Below are 15,477 nucleotides of genomic sequence, written 5' to 3' on the forward strand. Positions count from 1 at the left end.
ACCGAATCGTTGACTCGGGAGTCGCCCTGTTAAGCTCCTCTTAAACTCCATTAACGGGCCGGGCCAGTGAGGCCGGCCACAGATGTTAACAAAGCGTTAACGAAGCGCTGTGCTGAAGTGCCGCCGCGGGTGCCGATTGTGGAGCGCCATGAATTGCGGATACACACCGCCATAAAGAAGAAGATAGGAAGACTAAGAGTCTCTTTTGGGTTTTCGAAGGGGACGGAAGGGTGAGTGCAGTGGCCAAGAAAAGATTGCTCGCAACGGTCCTCGGAGAACGCCAGGACACCCCGCCCATGTGGATCATGCGACAGGCAGGACGCTATCTGCCGGAATATCGCGAGCTCCGCGCCAAGGCCGGAAGCTTTTTGGATCTTTGCTACAATCCTGATTTTGCGACCGAGGTAACGGTGCAACCGCTTCGTCGGTTCGATCTCGACGCGGCAATCCTGTTCTCGGACATTTTGGTCATCCCCGATGCACTGGGACAAAAGGTTCGCTTTGAACAGGGAGAAGGACCAGTCCTTGAGCCTCTAACCGTAAGTGATGTGGATCGGCTGGAGCACGGCGGGGCTTTGGATCATCTGGCGCCTGTGCTGGAGACGGTGCGCCGGCTGCGTGGGGTCCTTGCTCCCGAAAAGACCCTGATCGGCTTCTGCGGCTCTCCCTGGACGGTTGCGACCTATATGCTCAACGGCAGGGGCTCGCCCGACCAATGGGTCGCCCGCCGCTTTGCGCTAGAACACCCCGCCGCATTTTCGAAGCTGATGGATGTGCTGGTTGAAACCAGCATTGATTACCTCGTCGCCCAGTTTCAGGCCGGCGCCGATGTGGTGCAGCTTTTTGAAAGCTGGGCGCTCAATCTCGACGATGCGGCTTTTGAAGCTCAGGTCATCGAGCCCAATCGGCGGATCGTCGAAGGCGTGCGAGCAAAAGTGCCTGATGCCCCTGTTATCGGTTTTCCGCGCGGCGCGGCTGGCAATTTGAAGCGCTATGCCGAAAAGACTGGGGTCAATGCGCTGGGCCTCGACTATGCGACACCGCTGTCCTTTGCCGACGATTTTCTGCCAAAGACTTTGCCGGTGCAGGGCAATCTCGATCCGCTGCGGCTCGTCATCGGCGGTAAGGCGATGGAAGAGCGCGTCCACGAGATCAAGGCAGCGTTTGCGAAGCGCCCGCATATCTTTAATCTCGGCCACGGCATTGTGCCCGAAACCCCGATCGAACACGTTGAGCGGCTCGTTGAGCTGGTGAAGAAGGGCTAGTTGAAAAAATGTATGAATGGGTGAAGGCGCTGCATGTCATTTCGGTCATCGCCTGGATGGCCGGCATGCTCTATCTGCCGCGGCTTTTCGTCTATCACACCAAGGCCGAAATCGGCTCCGTGCAGTCCGAAACGTTTAAGGTTATGGAGCGCAGGCTTCTCAAGGGGATCATCAATCCGGCGATGATCGCGACCTGGGTGTTTGGCCTGACCATGATCCATCTCGGCGGCGTCGATTGGGGTTCGGGCTGGCCCTGGGCCAAGGCGGCTATGGTTCTGGCGATGAGCGGCGTGCACGGCATTCTGGTGGGTCACCAAAAGCGCTTTGCCCGCGACGAGAATGTTAAGGAACAAAAGTATTTTCGGATCATCAATGAAGTGCCGACCGTGCTGATGATCGGTATCGTCATCATGGTGATCGTGAAGCCGTTTTGAGGATGGGTTCCAAGTGTTCGTACCATTCGAGCATAGCTCTCATGGCCTTCTCGGCTTGAAAGGCTCCATTGGAGCCTTTCATCCGCTACGCGGAACGCCTCGAAGTTTCACGTGAATCCGCCAAAATCGACTGAGGCTCTTGGTTTTCCGCCTTGAATACCGGCTTCGATCACGCTACATGAAGCCATCAAGCATCCTTCCTTATGCGCGGCCGATTCCGGCAATGCGCGGTGCATTCCCCAAAAAAATAAAAATCTCTCCTCTACGATTTACCCCAAGGGTCCATCGCATCCATGCAGAATATCAAGCTCAGTGAGCTGAAGGCCAAATCCCCGGCCGAATTGCTGGCGTTCGCCGAAGAACTCGAAGTCGAGAATGCTTCGACCATGCGCAAGCAGGAGTTGATGTTCGCGATTCTGAAAGAACTCGCATCGCAGGACATCGACATTGTCGGCGAGGGCGTGGTCGAGGTCCTGCCAGACGGCTTTGGCTTCCTCCGCTCTCCTGACGCAAACTACCTTCCGGGCCCTGACGACATCTATGTCAGCCCCAGCCAGATCCGCCGCTTCGGCCTTCGTACGGGCGACACGGTCGAGGGCGAAATCCGCTCTCCCAAGGAAGGCGAGCGCTATTTTGCGCTGCTCAAGGTCAACACCATCAATTTCGAAGACCCCGAGGCGGTTCGCCACAAGGTCAATTTCGACAATCTTACCCCGCTTTATCCCGAAGAACGGCTCCGCATGGAACTGCCCGATCCGACGTTGAAGGATCGTTCGGCGCGGCTTCTCGATCTCGTGGCGCCGCTCGGCAAGGGCCAGCGCGCCCTGATCGTTGCTCCTCCGCGTACTGGTAAGACGGTATTGTTGCAAAATATTGCACAATCCATCGCGACCAATCACCCGGAATGCTATCTTATCGTTCTTCTCATTGACGAACGTCCGGAAGAAGTGACGGACATGCAGCGCTCGGTGCGCGGCGAAGTCATTTCCTCCACCTTTGACGAACCGGCATCGCGCCACGTTCAGGTCGCCGAAATGGTGATCGAGAAGGCCAAGCGTCTTGTCGAACACAAGCGCGACGTCGTCATTCTTCTCGATTCTATCACCCGCCTCGGCCGCGCCTATAACACCGTGGTTCCGAGCTCCGGCAAGGTGCTCACGGGCGGTGTCGATGCCAATGCTCTGCAGCGCCCCAAGCGTTTCTTCGGCGCCGCGCGCAATATCGAAGACGGTGGTTCCTTGACCATCATTTCGACGGCGCTGATCGATACCGGTTCGCGCATGGACGAAGTCATCTTCGAAGAATTCAAGGGCACCGGTAACTCGGAAATCATTTTGGACCGCAAGGTCGCCGACAAGCGTATTTTCCCCGCGCTCGACATTACCAAGTCGGGTACCCGCAAGGAAGAGCTGCTGGTCGAGCCCGATATTCTCAAGAAGATGTATGTGCTCCGCCGTATCCTCAATCCGATGGGCACGATCGACGCGATGGAATTCCTTATGGACAAGGTCCGCCAGACCAAGACCAATTCGGATTTCTTCGACTCGATGAACACCTAAAAGCCCAAAAAAAATGCTCGCCGGCGATACGATCATGGCGCTCTCTTCGGGCGCTCTTCCCTCCGGCGTTGCGGTTATCCGCCTCTCGGGCCCCAGAGTCCGGGAGGCGTTTTTGTACCTCGCTGGTGAACTGCCGGTACCGCGGACAATGGCCCTGCGCCGGATCGGTGCGGACACTCAGCTCGATCAGGGCCTAGTGGTCTGGTTTCCGGGCCCGCACAGTTTTACCGGCGAAGACTGCGCCGAGTTTCACGTTCACGGCTCCCCTGCGGGTGTAAAGGCGATCCTTCGTAGCCTAAATACTTTTGGTATTCGCTTGGCCGGCCCCGGCGAATTTACCCGGCGCGCCTTTGAAAACGGCAAGCTTGACCTGATCGCTGTCGAAGGTCTTGGTGACCTCCTGAGCGCCGAAACGGAAAAGCAGCGCCAGCAGGCTTTGGCACGCTACGATGGTCGTCTCACCGAAAGGGTCGAAACCTGGCGTGATGTCCTGCTCGATCTGCGGGCTGAGATTGAAGCGCGGCTCGACTTTTCCGACGAGGGCGATGTTACCGAGGAACTGCCGTCCAGTTTTGTCGACGAACTGGCCAATCTCAAAAATTCTCTGGTTGAGGCTTTGGCCAGCATCAACAGCGGCCGCATCGTCCGCGAAGGGGTTCGCGTGGCCCTTGCCGGTGCGCCGAATGCCGGAAAATCCAGCCTGATCAATGCTCTGTCGAAATCCGACATTGCCATCGTTTCCGACGAAGCCGGCACGACGCGCGACGTTCGGGAAGTACCACTCGATATCGGCGGCCAGCTCTTTATCCTTTTGGATCTTGCCGGTCTGCGCGAGACGGATAGTCGCGCGGAAGCCGAAGGCATTCGCCGCGCCGAACGCGCCATCCAGGATGCTGACATTTTGCTTTGGCTAGAAGCGCCCGATACCGAGGTTGCGCTTCAACCGGCCACGAATGCGACAGTCGTTCGGATTGGCACTAAGTCCGACCTCGGCCCCACAGGCAGCTATGACCTTCAGATATCGACCGCCACCGGATTTGGCCTGGATGCCTTGGTAGATCGCCTCCGAGCCATAGGTGAAAATCTCGTCGGCGGTGAACCATCCTTGGTCAGCCACGAGCGCGATCGGCTAGGGCTGGAGCAAGCCGTTTCCGCAGTAGACGAAGCCGTCCTTTACCACAGCAATTGGGAGCTGGCCGCCGAGGCACTCCGCCACGCCTCACTTGCCCTTGAGCGCATGATCGGCCGAGTTGACGCGGAGCAGGTACTGGATCGCTTGTTTGTCAGCTTCTGCATTGGCAAATGATTCACGTGAAACGTTGTCTTGGGACACGACGCCCAGCCGTCTCGTGATTCACGTGAAACACAGCGAGAGGTTTTCTTGGGGCCAAAGACGCTGTATGAGAGCGTCAAACTTCAATTGATCGCTCAGATTTCGTTGCGCCATTTTGTGCGCCAGTGAGCCGTTCAGGAAAATTCCTATGACTGACTATGCTGTCATTATCGTCGGGGGCGGTCACGCCGGCTGTGAGGCCGCGGCGGCCTCCGCGCGGCTTGGCGTCCCCACGGCGCTCGTCACCCATCGCTTTGCCACCATCGGCGAAATGAGCTGTAACCCGGCCATCGGTGGCCTGGGCAAGGGCCATCTGGTCCGCGAGATCGACGCCTTGGACGGGTTGATGGGTCGTGTGGCCGACGAAGCCGGCATCCAGTTCCGCGTGCTCAATCGCCGCAAGGGGCCGGCCGTGCGCGGTCCGCGCGCCCAAGCTGATAGAAAACTCTATCGCAATGCCATGCAGGCGGCCATTTCCGCCCAGGCCAATCTCGACGTCATCGAGGGCGAGGTCGACGATCTGGAAGTGACCGACGGCGCTATTTCAGGCGTTGTGCTTCTCGATGGCCGCCACTTCTCAACCAAGGCCGTGGTTCTTACGACCGGCACCTTCCTGCGCGGCCTCATTCACCGTGGCGAGGAAACCACCCCCGCTGGCCGTGTGGGCGAGAAGCCAGTGCTGGGGCTTTCGACGCGCCTTGAGAATCTGGGACTGCAACTGGGTCGGTTGAAGACTGGCACTCCAGCGCGGCTCGACAAGGATTCCATCGATTATTCCGTGTTGGAAGAACAGCCGGGCGACAACCCGCCCGAAGCCTTTTCGGCGCTGACCAAGTCGATCACGACACAACAGGTGTCGTGCCACATCACCCGGACGACCGCCGAAACGCACAAAATCATCCAGGATAACCTGCACCGGTCGGCCATGTATTCTGGTCGCATTCAGTCGCGCGGCCCGCGTTATTGCCCTTCCATCGAAGACAAGATCGTGCGCTTTGCCGATCGCGACAGCCACCAGATTTTCCTGGAGCCGGAAGGGCTTGAGGAACACACAGTCTATCCCAATGGCCTTTCGACCTCGCTGCCGGCCGAAGTGCAGGACGCTTTTTTGCGTTCCATGCCAGGCTTGGAAAATGTAAAGATCGTGCGGCCGGGCTATGCCATCGAGTACGACTATGTCGACCCGCGAGAATTGCGGCCAACGCTGGAAGTGAAGCGCCAGCCGGGCCTTTACCTGGCAGGCCAGATCAATGGCACCACCGGCTACGAAGAAGCCGGTGCCCAGGGCTTGCTCGCGGGCGCCAATGCCGCGCTGGCGGCAAGCGGCCAGGATCCGATGATCCTGTCGCGCACCGAGAGCTATCTTGGCGTGATGATCGACGATCTCGTCACCCGCGGTGTTTCCGAGCCGTACCGCATGTTCACTTCGCGCGCAGAATTCCGTCTGCACCTTCGTGCCGATAATGCCGACCAGCGCCTGACCCCGCTTGGGGTCGACAACGGCCTGGTGGGCGAGGAGCGTCGTGAACTGTTTTCGGCCAAAGTCGTTGCCCTCAATGACGGCCGGCAGCGCCTTCGTACTGCGATTGCCTCGCCTAGCGAGGCCCGCAAGGCTGGTATTGCCATTAACGAAGACGGCAAACGTCGCAGTGCGTTTGAAATCTTGTCCTATCCCGATCTGGGCTGGGACGATGTTACAAAGCTCTGGCCGGAGCTTTCTGACATTTCCGAAAGTGTTCGAGAGCAGCTTGGCATCGATGCGCAATATGCCGTCTATCTCGACCGCCAGCAGTCTGACATCGAAAGCACGCGTCGTGACGAGCAACGCCAGATTCCGGATGAGTTGGACTATAACGCCATTCCCGGCCTTTCCATGGAGCTGCGGCAGAAGCTGACGCAGTTCCGGCCGCAGACGATCGCCCAGGCTCAAGCGATGGATGGAATGACTCCGGCTGCCATCACTCTATTGCTTGCCGTGATCCGTCGCGGCGATCTGCGGAAGGCCAGTTGATGGCCGACTACGAGGCGATTGCGCCCTACGCGGCGCATTTTGGCCGCTCGCTGGATGCAGTTGGTCGCGATCTGGAATCCTATGCTGCCCTGCTGAAGAAATGGCAGGCAGTGCAGAATCTTGTTTCACGTGAAACGTTGGCTTCTGTCTGGGAACGGCACTTTGCCGACAGCTTGCAGGTATTACCACGGCTAAATGTCGGGGATCGCGAGTTCATGGACCTCGGGAGCGGGGGCGGCTTTCCGGCTTTGCCACTGGCCATCGCCAGCAAGGGACTTGATCGCCATTTTGTGTTGGTCGAGCCGACCGCAAGAAAGGTCAGTTTTCTGCGGACGGTGGCGCGTGAGCTCGATCTCAACGTGACGGTCATTGGCCGGCGTAGCGACGAAATTGATTCACGTGAAACACCGGTCCCGGATGTGATCACGTCCCGCGCCCTCGCCGCGCTGCCACTCCTTTGTGATTGGATGGAGCCGTTTTTCGCTGCGAAAACAAGGGCGATCCTCCATAAAGGGCGGGAACATGTTGATGAACTCACGGAATCGGGTGCGCATTGGCACTATGACGTGGTAGTAAACAAGAGTGATACTGATCCGGGCGGCGTGATCCTAACGATCACAAATCTCAAAAGAAAATCAGCGTCTTAGCGGCACAACTGGAGGCCTTCTCTTGGCACCCCGTATCCTGACCCTGGCAAATCAAAAGGGTGGCGTCGGCAAGACGACCACGGCGATCAATCTGGCGACGGCGCTGGCAGCCATTGGCGAGCGCGTGCTGATTGTCGATCTCGACCCGCAAGGCAATGCTTCCACCGGTCTCGGCATTTCGCGCGATAATCGCGAGGTCTCGTCCTATGACGTGCTGGTTGGCGAAGCCAGCGTCGCGCAGGCAGCGATCATGACCAGCGTGCCGAACGTCGCGATCATTCCCTCGACCATGGACCTCCTGGGCGTAGAATTGACGATCGCGGGGCAGGCCGATCGCGCCTTCAAGCTGCGCGACGCTTTTAAGCAGCTTTCCGACCTGCGGATCAATGATCAGCCGGTCAGCTATATTCTCATCGATTGCCCGCCCTCGCTGAACCTGCTTACGGTTAATTCCCTGGTGGCGGCCGATGCGGTGCTGGTGCCGCTGCAGTGTGAATTCTTTGCGCTGGAAGGCCTCAGCCAGCTCCTTCAGACCATCGAGCAGATTCGCTCGACGCTCAATCCGCGCCTGTCCATTCAGGGCGTGGTGATGACCATGTTCGACAAGCGCAACAATCTTTCCGAGCAGGTGCTGGCCGACGTGCGCAGCGAAATGGGCGATCTCGTCTATGACACGGTTATTCCGCGAAACGTGCGGCTTTCCGAAGCGCCGTCCTACGGAAAACCGGCTTTGCTTTACGATCTGAAATGCGCCGGCAGCCAGGCCTATTTGCGCCTCGCCACCGAAGTCATCCGCCGCGAGCGGCGGCTGGCAGCAGCCTAGGAGTTCTAAAATGAACGACAAACCCACACGACTTGGCCGGGGTCTGGCTGCTCTCATCGGTGATATGGCTTCCCTGGAAGCAGCGCGCGTCACTGACACCGGTTCGGCGGGAAAACGCCTGCCAGTCGATTTCATTATCGCCAACCGCGCCAATCCGCGGCGGACTTTCGATCCCGATCAGCTTGAAGAGCTGACCAATTCGATCCGCGAAAAGGGCGTTATGTCGCCGCTGCTGGTGCGGCCGACCGATGATCCCAATATTTTCGAGCTGATTGCCGGCGAGCGCCGCTGGCGCGCGGCGCAGAAGGCGGGGCTACATGATGTGCCCGTGATCGTGCGTGAAGTCGATGACAAGGAAGCGCTCGAGCTCGCCATCATCGAAAACGTGCAGCGTGCCGATCTTAATCCGCTCGAAGAAGCCATGGGCTATGGCCAGCTCATTGAACAGTTCGACTATACGCAGCAGGACCTGGCGCAGGTGATCGGCAAGAGCCGCTCGCATGTGGCTAACACCCTGCGCTTGCTGAAATTGCCCGAAGACGTGCGCGGCATGGTGTCGAGTGGCACTCTTACCGCCGGTCACGCGCGCACGCTGATTACGGTGGAAGATCCATCGGGCCTGGCGCGGCAGATCGTCGACAAGGGACTGTCTGTCCGCGAAGCGGAAGCGCTTAGCCAGCAGCGAGAGGCGCCGGCGCGAAAAATTTCGCCCGGTGAGCCGGTGCGCGATGCTGATACGGTGGCGCTGGAGCGTCGTCTGTCGGATGTTTTGGGTCTGTCCGTGTCGCTGAACCATTCGGAGCGCGGCGGGCGGGTGGAAATCCGCTACAAGACGCTGGAGCAGCTCGATGCGCTGTGTCTAAAACTCACCGGGCAGCATAATTAGGCTGCTCAGAATGCCGAAATTGAGAAGGCCCCGGCGTGAGCCGGGGCCTTCTTTTTTGTCTCTACGAGCAATGATCCACGTGAAACACGTTTAAGATCAATGCGTTGCGGCCATCATGCAGAGGGCTAGAGTGGTGCGGTGCAAAATCGCGGTCGCCAAGGCGGGCTTGCGGCGGCTGTCGCTGGTGGCCTGCAGGAGCCGGTCGGAGGCTTGGGCGAGAGCTGGATCGGTCCAGAGACGAAGCTGCTGTTCGAGCTGGCCGGCGCGCGAAAAATGCGGCTTTGGTTTTACGTTGTCGAGCACCGCGCGTGGGCTCTTGCCGGAATCCACCTCGACGCGCCACCGGCGAAGATTGGCAAAATGGTTGGTCAGCATGGCCAGCAATTGCTGCGGATTGACGGACGAAGTGAGGGCGCGATTGAGCGCCATTTCCAGCTTTTCGGCGTGGCCGCCGCCAGTGGCGTCGAGAATCGCGTCGATGGCGAGGGCGCCGTTGTCGGCGCAGAGGGTGAGAACGTCTTCGCGCGTCAGGGATTTGGTGCTGGCGGCAAAAAGGGCGAGTTTTTCGAGCTCGCGCCGGGTGATTTCGCGATCATTGCCCAAAATTTCGCGCAGCGTGGGAATGACGTCGGAATCGGTGCGGATACCAGCCTGATTGAAGGTTTCACGCATCAGGTTGGTGAGCGTTTCGTCGGTATCGGGGTAGCAGGGCAGGGCGCGGCCGAGTTTTGCGGCTTCTACCAGGGCCCGCAAGGCGTCGCGAGGCGCTAAATTGCCGGCTTCGAGCACGATAGCGGTGCCGCCGGGGTCGTCGCGGAGCTCGGTGAGCGGCATGACGAGGCTTTTGCTGGCATTGCGCACGCGGATGATGCGCTTGCCGCCAAAAAGCGAGGTGCTGCGGGCCTCGGTGATCAGGCGGCCGGGTTCAGCATCGACTTCGGGGCCGTCGAAGACGAAAACGTCGGCGGAGGCGGGGTCGTCGCCGCTCAAATAGCGAATCAGGCGCTGCGCGGTTTCGCGGACGAGGCCGCCATCGGGGCCATAGGCCAAAAAGATGCCTTCGGTGAGGTCGGGCCGCGCCAGAAAGCGCTGGACCTCATGGGCCTTGAGTGCGGTCATCCCTTGGCTGTTGCCGCCAGAACGGCCAGGCGCAGCGATTCAGCCACGGAACGGGCGGCGCGCTCCTGGGCCTCGATGATCCCCTGTTCGTCGGCCAGGACCTGCCCGCTGCGCGTGTGCTGGGCTTTTGCGACCCGGGTAATGGTGATCGGCTTGCTGTCGACGCCATCGCGCGGCGTGATCGTCAGCGTGGCCGTTACGGTCATTTCGCGGGGCTTGTTGGGATTGGCTGTGGCGCTGAGATAGGGCTCGGCGTCGCCGGCGGAGACGGTAACCGAGACCAGCGGCGCCGTGGGCGAGGTGGTCTTGCCGAGGCGGAAGGCCAGTTCCTGATAGACGATCTGTTCCAGCCGCGTCTTAGGCGCCGCATAGGCGAGCTGCAATTGCGGGTTTTCTGCCAGCGCGCCAGAATAGACCGGCTGGAAGGAACAGGCCCCAAGCCCGGCCGAAGCCAGAGCAAGGGGGACGATCAGGGCGAAGCGCTTGAGCCTAGACAACGACATTGACGATCCTGTCCTGGACCACGACGATTTTCTTCGGGGCTTTGCCCTCTAGGATGCGGACAACTTCGTCGAGTGACAAGACGCGTTGTTCCACTTCGGCTGACGCAAGGCCCTTGGCAACGGTGATTTCGGCGCGACGCTTGCCGTTGATCTGGATCGGCAGGGTCACTTCGTCGTCGACGAGCAAAGCGGGATCGACATCAGGCCAACGCGCATCGGCAACAAGACCAGTCTTTCCAAGCACTTCCCAGCAGGTTTCCGAGAGGTGCGGCATCATTGGGCTCAAAAGAATCGTAAGCTTTTCGACGCCTTCGGCGATGGCGGCGCGCTGGGCTTGGCCCAGATTGCTGCCGAGTGCCTTCGTGAGGGCGTTGGTCAGTTCATAGATCTGTGCCACGGCACGGTTGAAGCGCAGGCCTTCGATATCCCCGGCTATGCCGTGAACCGAGCGATGGATGATGCGGCGCAGGGCCAAGGCGTCAGAAGCATCGTTTGTCGAAACAGTGTCCGCAGACTGTTTGGCAATCTCGATCGATTCGTTGACCAAGCGCCAGACGCGCTGCTGGAAGCGGCTGGCGCCTTCGACGCCGGCCTCCGTCCACTGCACGTCGCGTTCCGGCGGAGAATCCGAGAGCATGAACCAGCGGGCGGTATCGGCGCCATAGGTGGCGACGATCTCGTCGGGGTCCACGACGTTCTTCTTGGATTTGCTCATCTTTTCGACCGAGCCGATGCTGATCGGCGCGCCGGTCTTGAGATCACGGGCGGTGCGGGTGTCGCCAGTGGCCTCGATGACGATCTCGGTGGGGTTCACCCATTCGCCTGATTGAGACTTGTAGGTCTCGTGCGTCACCATGCCCTGGGTGAAGAGGCCCTTGAACGGCTCGCTGATGTCGACATGGCCGGTCGCCTTCATGGCGCGGGTGAAGAAGCGCGAGTAGAGCAGGTGCAGAATCGCGTGCTCGACGCCGCCGATATACTGGTCGACCGGCAGCCAGCGATTGGCGATCGAGGGAATGGTCGGGGTGTCGGCCTGCGGGGCCGTGAAACGAGCAAAATACCAGGACGAGTCCACAAACGTGTCCATGGTGTCGGTTTCACGACGGGCGGAACCGCCGCATTGCGGGCAGTGGACGTGCTTCCAGGTCGGGTGATGGTCGAGGGCATTGCCCGGCTTGTCGAAGGTGACGTCCTCGGGCAGGCGGACCGGGAGGTCCTTCTTGGGCACGGGAATGGTGCCGCACACTTCGCAGTGGATGACCGGGATCGGGCAGCCCCAATAGCGCTGGCGGGAAATGCCCCAGTCGCGGAGGCGATAGTTTACTTCGACCTTGCCTTGTACCTTGCCGTCGACGGTGCGGGCGCCAAAGTGCTTGGCGATCTTTTTCTTCGCGTCGTCGATGGAGAGGCCGTCGAGGAAACCGGAATTGAAGATGTTGCCGGCGTCAACATAGGCTTCATTGCCGACTTCGAATGTTGCCGGGTCGGCGCCGTGCGGCAGCACGACGGGAATGACGCTGAGGCCATACTTGCGGGCCAGGTCAAGGTCGCGCTGATCATGCGCCGGGCAGCCGAAAATGGCGCCGGTGCCGTAATCCATCAGGATGAAATTAGCGACATAGACCGGCAGCGTCTGACCTTCGATGACCGGGTGCTTGACGCGCAGACCCGTATCAAAACCCTGCTTTTCCGCCTTTTCCAGCGTTTCCGTGGCGGTGCCATGGCGATGGCATTCGGCAACGAACTCCGCGAGGCCAGGATTGTTAGCAGCCAAAGCAGTTGTCAGCGGATGGTCGGGCGAGAGGCCGACGAAGGAGGCACCAAAGATGGTGTCCGGGCGGGTGGTGAAGACCTCGATGCTTGACGCATCGGTCTTGTCACTCTTTTCCAGTTCGAAGAGCAGGCGCAGGCCTTCGGACTTGCCGATCCAGTTGCGCTGCATGGTGCGGACTTTTTCCGGCCATTCGGTCAGCGTGTCGAGCGCTTCGAGCAGGTCTTCGGCAAAGTCGGAAATCTTGAAGAACCACTGGGTCAGCTCGCGCTGTTCGACGACGGCGCCCGAGCGCCAGCCTTTGCCATCGATCACCTGCTCGTTGGCGAGCACGGTCATGTCGACCGGGTCCCAGTTGACCTTGGAGTTCTTGCGGGTGATCAGGCCCGCTTCGAGCATGTCGATGAACAGCGCCTGCTGGTGCTGGTAATATTCGGGCGAGCAGGTGGCGAATTCGCGCGTCCAGTCGATGGAAAGGCCCATCGATTTCAGCTGGGCCTTCATCGCCTCGATGTTCTGATAGGTCCAGGTGCCGGGATGGGTCTTGCGTTCGATGGCGGCATTTTCGGCCGGTAGGCCAAAAGCGTCCCAGCCCATGGGGTGGAGCACATTGCGGCCGCGGGCGCGATAATAGCGCGCGACGACATCGCCCATGGAATAGTTGCGCACATGGCCCATATGGATGCGCCCCGACGGATAGGGGAACATTTCAAGGACATAGTAGGGCTCGCGCGGATCGTCATTGGCGGTGACGAAGCTTTTCGCATCGTCCCAGATTTTCTGCCATTTCGGTTCGCTTTCACGCGGATTGTAGCGTTCGCCGCTCACTTGCTCGTCCTTGAAAATTCTTTGTCCGAAGCGCGCGTTTGACCTCAAAGGGCTGGGCCAGCTTGCGCTTTTGGGGGATTTTGGCTACCGGACCATCACCAGAAATCCCCCTCAAGGTCAACAGAAACGGGGCCTTCTCATGGCCGATCGCGTCAACAGCGCCCGCGCGGCGCTCGATACCATCAAAACTCGCATGGAAAAGGCGCGTCGCCGCTTCGGCGCGCCGCCCGAAAGCGTCGAACTCATTGCGGTATCGAAGACTTTTGACGCGGACCAAGTGCGGCCGTTTCTCGAAGCGGGGCAGCGTGTTTTTGGTGAGAATCGCGTGCAGGAGGCCAAGGAGAAGTGGCCGGGGCTGCGCGAGACGTTTCCCGATGTCGAGCTGCATTTGATCGGGCCGCTCCAGACCAACAAGGCGCGCGAAGCCGTGGCCCTGTTCGATGTCATCGAGACGGTCGACCGCGAAAAGCTTGCCGGTGTTCTGGCCGAGGAAATGAGCCGCGCGGGAAAACGTCTGCCGTGTTTCGTGCAGGTCAATATTGGCGGCGAAGAGCAAAAGGCGGGCATTCCGGTCGATGAGGCGGTAGCGTTCGTGGCGCGTTGCCGCGAGGTGCATGGCCTCGATATTGTGGGCCTGATGTGCATTCCGCCCGATGCACAGCCGGCCGGGCCTTACTTCGCGCAATTGGCGGGGCTGGCGAAACTGTCAGGGGTCGAAAACCTCTCCATGGGCATGAGCGGCGACTTCGAAACGGCCATCGCCATGGGGGCGAACCATGTTCGCGTCGGCTCCGCGCTCTTCGGCCGGCGCGATCAAATTTGAGGCGCTGCAACTTTTTCCGGGGTGCCGGCGTTACTTTGAGCCGAATAACGTCGATGTGATTGGCGGGCCAAGAACAGGTCGCAATGATGTGATCTTGGTCCGCTGAATGTAAAAGTCCGGAGACTGCAATGAATAAGCGACGCATCCTTGTTGTAGACGACGATGCGGATCTTCGCGAAACCCTGGTCGAGCAGCTCAAGAGCCAGCCTGAATTCGACATTGTCGAAGCCGGCACCGCCAATGATGCGCTGAAAGCCCTGCGCGAGAACAATGTCGAATTGACCATTCTCGATGTCGGCCTGCCCGACATGGATGGCCGCGACGCCGTCAAACTGATGCGCCAGGAAGGTTTCAAGAGCCCGGTGCTGATGCTGACCGGGCACGACACCGAGGCCGACGAGATCAAGGGGCTCGATTCGGGGGCCAATGATTATCTCACCAAACCCTTCCGCTTCCCCGTGCTGCTCGCCCGCATCAATGCGGCCCTGCGCCAGCACGACCAGAGCGAGGATGCCGTTTTCACCATCGGCCAATACAGCTTTCAGCCGGCAGCAAAGCTCCTCGAGAGCAATGACGGCATAAAAGTGCGGCTGACGGACAAGGAAACTTCCATTTTGAAGTATCTTTACCGCCAGGGTCCGAAGACGATCACGCGCGATGTGCTGCTCAAGGAAGTCTGGGGCTACAATAATCGCGTGACCACCCATACGCTCGAAACGCATATCTACCGTCTGCGCCAAAAGATCGAGCGCGACCCCTCCAATGCACGGCTTCTGGTGACGGAAGACGGGGGATATCGCCTCGTTCCATGAGCAAGCCCGTCAAGGGTGTTCATAAAGTGGAAAAACTGCCCTATAGACAGATGCGTTGACCCGCCGGAAGCTTTTCGGCGGGCGGGGCGCATTCGGGTCTGTGGCTGATGAGAATGGACGATGCGGCCGCCATTCTGGGGCGGGCCGATTTCTTCATGATATGTGACGACGAGCAGCGGCGCATGCTGGGCTTTGCCAGCGATCGCCGCCATGTCGAAGCCGACGAAGTCATCTACAAGGCCGGAACCGTGCCCGAGGGCGCCTATGTGCTGATCGAAGGCACGCTCAAGGCGCGCAATGAGGGCGTCGAGGCCGGAAAGCCCTATGCGCTGTCGGAACCGGGCAGCGTCGTTTCCACCATGGCGCTGATTCTCGACAAGCCACGGCCCGTGACCATCACCGCCGTCACCGATTGCGAACTGCTCTTCGTGCCGCGCACGGCATTCTTGAAGCTGGTTCGGCAATATCCTGAGCTGGCTCAGAAAGCGGCGCAGCGCATCGAACGCGAGCTCAACGGCTATCTCGGCGCGCTCGATCCGCTGCGGCGGAAGATGAAGAGCCGCTGAAACTCCCAAAATCAGCCGCAAAGCCGGTTCACGCCCAACCTATGCGGGGCGCGGTTCAATTGCATTGGCGGAAACAAGGTTCGTTCGCCGGATCGCT

The 15,477-nt window shown here is 59.8% G+C and carries 14 protein-coding genes; 11 read left to right on the forward strand and 3 right to left on the reverse strand.

The window, feature by feature from the left end; translation table 11 throughout:
* Positions 1-239: 239 nt before the first annotated feature.
* From hemE to JP75_RS15775, 8 genes are all read left to right on the forward strand, one after another.
* Positions 240-1,265, forward strand: coding sequence for a uroporphyrinogen decarboxylase (gene hemE / locus JP75_RS15740; RefSeq protein WP_035084752.1), 1,026 nt, complete (start codon positions 240-242; stop codon positions 1,263-1,265).
* Between the two features lie 8 nt (positions 1,266-1,273).
* A complete protein-coding gene (hemJ, locus tag JP75_RS15745) occupies positions 1,274-1,699 on the forward strand; it encodes a protoporphyrinogen oxidase HemJ (RefSeq protein ID WP_035084755.1) in 426 nt (141 codons plus the stop codon).
* A gap of 293 nt (positions 1,700-1,992) precedes the next feature.
* Entirely contained in the window at positions 1,993-3,258 is a 1,266-nt protein-coding gene (gene rho / locus JP75_RS15750) for a transcription termination factor Rho (RefSeq protein ID WP_035084758.1), read from the forward strand.
* A gap of 13 nt (positions 3,259-3,271) precedes the next feature.
* On the forward strand, positions 3,272-4,564 hold the full coding sequence (gene mnmE, locus JP75_RS15755) for a tRNA uridine-5-carboxymethylaminomethyl(34) synthesis GTPase MnmE (RefSeq protein ID WP_035084760.1): 1,293 nt from the start codon (positions 3,272-3,274) through the stop codon (positions 4,562-4,564).
* A 175-nt stretch (positions 4,565-4,739) separates the two neighbouring features.
* Complete coding sequence (gene mnmG / locus JP75_RS15760; RefSeq protein WP_035084762.1) at positions 4,740-6,602, forward strand: tRNA uridine-5-carboxymethylaminomethyl(34) synthesis enzyme MnmG; 1,863 nt, start codon at positions 4,740-4,742, stop codon at positions 6,600-6,602.
* Positions 6,602-7,249: a 16S rRNA (guanine(527)-N(7))-methyltransferase RsmG gene (gene rsmG / locus JP75_RS15765; protein WP_051960775.1), complete on the forward strand. Its 648-nt coding sequence runs from the start codon at positions 6,602-6,604 to the stop codon at positions 7,247-7,249. Before mnmG ends, rsmG begins: the two co-directional genes overlap by 1 nt.
* Positions 7,250-7,271: 22 nt before the next feature.
* Positions 7,272-8,072 carry a ParA family protein gene (locus JP75_RS15770; RefSeq protein ID WP_035084765.1) on the forward strand — a complete coding sequence of 267 codons (801 nt, stop codon included), beginning with the start codon at positions 7,272-7,274 and terminating at the stop codon, positions 8,070-8,072.
* A 10-nt stretch (positions 8,073-8,082) separates the two neighbouring features.
* On the forward strand, positions 8,083-8,958 hold the full coding sequence (locus JP75_RS15775) for a ParB/RepB/Spo0J family partition protein (RefSeq protein ID WP_035084768.1): 876 nt from the start codon (positions 8,083-8,085) through the stop codon (positions 8,956-8,958).
* A gap of 96 nt (positions 8,959-9,054) precedes the next feature.
* On the opposite strand, the gene holA is transcribed toward JP75_RS15775, so the two are convergent.
* From holA to leuS, 3 genes are read right to left on the reverse strand one after another with little or no spacing between them, the layout of a single operon-like run.
* The gene (gene holA, locus JP75_RS15780) at positions 9,055-10,077 is read right to left on the reverse strand and encodes a DNA polymerase III subunit delta (protein WP_035084771.1); all 1,023 of its coding nucleotides are present in this window, start codon (positions 10,075-10,077) and stop codon (positions 9,055-9,057) included.
* Positions 10,074-10,580: an LPS assembly lipoprotein LptE gene (gene lptE, locus JP75_RS15785; RefSeq protein WP_035084774.1), complete on the reverse strand. Its 507-nt coding sequence runs from the start codon at positions 10,578-10,580 to the stop codon at positions 10,074-10,076. Before lptE ends, holA begins: the two co-directional genes overlap by 4 nt.
* A complete protein-coding gene (gene leuS / locus JP75_RS15790) occupies positions 10,567-13,179 on the reverse strand; it encodes a leucine--tRNA ligase (RefSeq protein ID WP_035084778.1) in 2,613 nt (870 codons plus the stop codon). Before leuS ends, lptE begins: the two co-directional genes overlap by 14 nt.
* A gap of 139 nt (positions 13,180-13,318) precedes the next feature.
* On the opposite strand from leuS, the gene JP75_RS15795 reads away from it, so the two are divergent.
* From JP75_RS15795 to JP75_RS15805, 3 genes are all read left to right on the forward strand, one after another.
* Positions 13,319-14,002, forward strand: coding sequence for a YggS family pyridoxal phosphate-dependent enzyme (locus tag JP75_RS15795; protein WP_035084780.1), 684 nt, complete (start codon positions 13,319-13,321; stop codon positions 14,000-14,002).
* A gap of 128 nt (positions 14,003-14,130) precedes the next feature.
* Positions 14,131-14,814 (forward strand): response regulator transcription factor, encoded by a 684-nt coding sequence (locus JP75_RS15800; protein WP_035084782.1) that lies wholly within the window; start codon positions 14,131-14,133, stop codon positions 14,812-14,814.
* A 113-nt stretch (positions 14,815-14,927) separates the two neighbouring features.
* Positions 14,928-15,380 carry a Crp/Fnr family transcriptional regulator gene (locus JP75_RS15805; RefSeq protein ID WP_035084783.1) on the forward strand — a complete coding sequence of 151 codons (453 nt, stop codon included), beginning with the start codon at positions 14,928-14,930 and terminating at the stop codon, positions 15,378-15,380.
* Positions 15,381-15,477: the final 97 nt, after the last annotated feature.

Origin of the sequence: Devosia riboflavina (assembly GCF_000743575.1) — a bacterium.
GTDB lineage: Bacteria > Pseudomonadota > Alphaproteobacteria > Rhizobiales > Devosiaceae > Devosia > Devosia riboflavina.